The sequence below is a fragment of the Mesorhizobium sp. M0633 genome (assembly GCF_040320645.1).
Classification (GTDB): domain Bacteria; phylum Pseudomonadota; class Alphaproteobacteria; order Rhizobiales; family Rhizobiaceae; genus Mesorhizobium.
Genome location: NZ_JAMYQC010000096.1, coordinates 1 through 2,524, shown reverse-complemented (window position 1 = coordinate 2,524; position 2,524 = coordinate 1). Strand labels below are relative to the sequence as shown.

The following is a 2,524-nucleotide window of genomic DNA, read 5'->3' as shown; positions in this document are numbered from 1 at the left end:
CCTCTTCGCTGGTCTCAACTCCGCTGTATCATGCTCACGGTTGATGAGGACCTCCTCGCTTGGTAGCTGGTTGCTCCTGTCCTGTGCAGCGATCCGCTCGTCCGGCGCGCCCTGGTCGCCGTAGATCAGGGGACGAAAGGACTCTGCGGGATCCGAGGCTTGGTGATGGTGCCCAGTTGGCACGAAAGACGATGTCACAACAGCGTCGTCTTTCCCAGGGAGGAGATTCTCTGGCCAACTGAATGCCTCCTGCGGCCCGCTGCGCTGCGCAGCGGCGTCCCCCTTGCTCTCAAGACTTTGAAATTTAAATGGGTCCCCGGGAGCAACGTCTGGCGCTGACTGGCCGAGCCGCTTGATCTGCTGGGGAAACGTCCCAACGGGGCTTTCCTTAACCGCGTCTCGGGCCTGTCGGTCCATGAGTTCAAAGTTCGTGAGATTATTTGCCGTTCCGAATGTATCGTCACCCCTGAGGCGGGTTTGTAGTGCCTGCCGATTGACGACGAGGTTGTTGAGGTTCACGTCTGGCAGGTCTGGCTGCGATCTTTGCAATCGCCCAACCAGCGCCCGCGTGCCGTCCACCACGTGGACTCCGCAATCCACCTCGTTTCTCTGCTGGGCGATGCGGGGTGAGTCCACGCGGGTCTCCAGGCTGACGCCCAGATTTTTTGCGAGCTTTTTTGCAAGCGGGTCATGCCATCCGCTGACGGAGTCATAATGATAGGCAACCGGCCGTTCCCGGTCGCTGCGATCAACGAACAGCAGCGACCAATGGGTGCCGCGCTCCGCAAGAGTCTTACCGCCATCGCTCACTGGCACGAACAGGAAGTCGGCTGTGTCGTTACCGTTCTGATTATGGACGATGCGCTGGAATGCGCTTAGCCTGTCGCTCTTGGAGCCCAAGCGCAGATGATAATTGGCTACGAGGGGATCCACGAACCGCGTCCGGGCGGCGAGATCTGGATTGTTCCCCTGCAACTCCTGCTCCAGGAGCTGGTAATCCCTCTGGATATGTTCGTCGCCTAGCAATTCCAATGCGCCGAGCACCCGCCCGTCTTTAGCTTTCCCAGGGGGCTTCTCTGGCCGACCCAATGCCTCCTGCGGCCCGCTGCGCTGCGCAGCGGCGTCCCCAATGGCACGAGCCTCCATGCCGACTGCGTCTTCCGGACGAGCAGCAAGGGCAATTTCGCGCCCGAGTTCGGGCTTCCGGAGATGAGCTAGTGCACTGATCCCACCGGAGTTCACATAGCGCTTGGCATCTTCATCCAGCGACCCCTCGTGAAGCCGATCCGCAATCCCCGGCTTGTTGTTTTCATGCAGGTATTCACTGAAACGTCTAGGAGCAGATCCATAGGTCTGAATGGTACCGGGATTCGGCCCGGTCGGCGCTGCCTTGTACTCTCTGATGGGAGCCGCTGTGTAATCTCTGATGAGCGCGGCGTCGGCAGGGTCGGGATTCCGGACAGCGGCGCGGTCCAGCACTGGCGCTCCGCCCGCCCACGTCTTGAGATGACCCACTGCTCTAGCCACGTCCGAGGAGCCACTCTTGCTCTCGTACTCCTTGAGATCCGGATCCAGCGACTCCTCGTGAAGCCGAGCAGCAAATCCCGGCCTGTTATTATCAAAGAGCCAACGACCAAAGCCGAGAAGAGAATTTACATGGCGCTTGACCGTGCTCTCCAATGCTGACCTCAGCCCTTCGACAACGGTCGCATCGTTGGAATAAAGAGGACGCTTGTCGGGACCGGAGACCCCTATTGGAGGATCTGGCTGCACCGCCGCCGGCACAGAACGAGCAGGGTCACGCAACTCGGACGGTGCGGGGGGATTCAGATCAACCACTGACGAATCCGGCGCATGATGATGGCGCGCCGTTGAGTGACCCGGCTGCAGCACCGAGGCACCCAGCATCGATCCACTGCCTCCGGCGTAGGGCGCCGCGGCGTGTTCTTGTCCGATCCCTTGCACCATGAGTTGCGCCTCCCATGGCGATGTATCCACTTGAGGGCCGGGATCATGCACTGGTTCGTCCATTTGCTTTTGCAACCGAGCCCACCTTTCGGCCACCGCGGCCTCGCCAACCGCGGAGGGCGTCTCCTCAGCCCTGGCGAACGCTGGCCCGGCAGGCGCCGCCGGCACAGAACGAGCATGGTCACGCAACTCGAACGGTGCGAGGGGATTCAGATCAACCACTGACGAATCCGGCGCATCATGATGGCGCGCCCTTGAGTGACCCGGCTGCAGCACCGAGGCACCCAGCATCGACCCACTGCCTCCGGCGTAGGGCGCCGCGGCGTGTTCTTGTCCGCTCCCTTGCGTCATGAGTTGCGCCTCCCATGGCGATCGTAGAAGGTCCGCGTGCGGAATCGAGTCGAAATATCCCGACAAATCAGCGTCGACCGTCTGCTTTTGCAACCGAGCCAGCCTTTCGGCCACCGCGGCCTCGCCAACCGCGGAGGGCGTCTCCTCAGCCCTGGCGAACGCTGGCCCGGCAGGCGCCGCCGGCACAGAACGAGCATGGTCACGC

Annotated in this window: 1 protein-coding gene; it reads right to left on the bottom strand. The window is 61.8% G+C overall.

All coding sequences use genetic code 11. From position 1 onward, the window contains the following. A partial coding sequence (locus tag NKI47_RS34705) for a Ulp1 family isopeptidase (protein WP_352596302.1) occupies window positions 1–2,043 on the bottom strand: 2,043 nt, incomplete at its 3' end. Window positions 2,044–2,524: the final 481 nt, after the last annotated feature.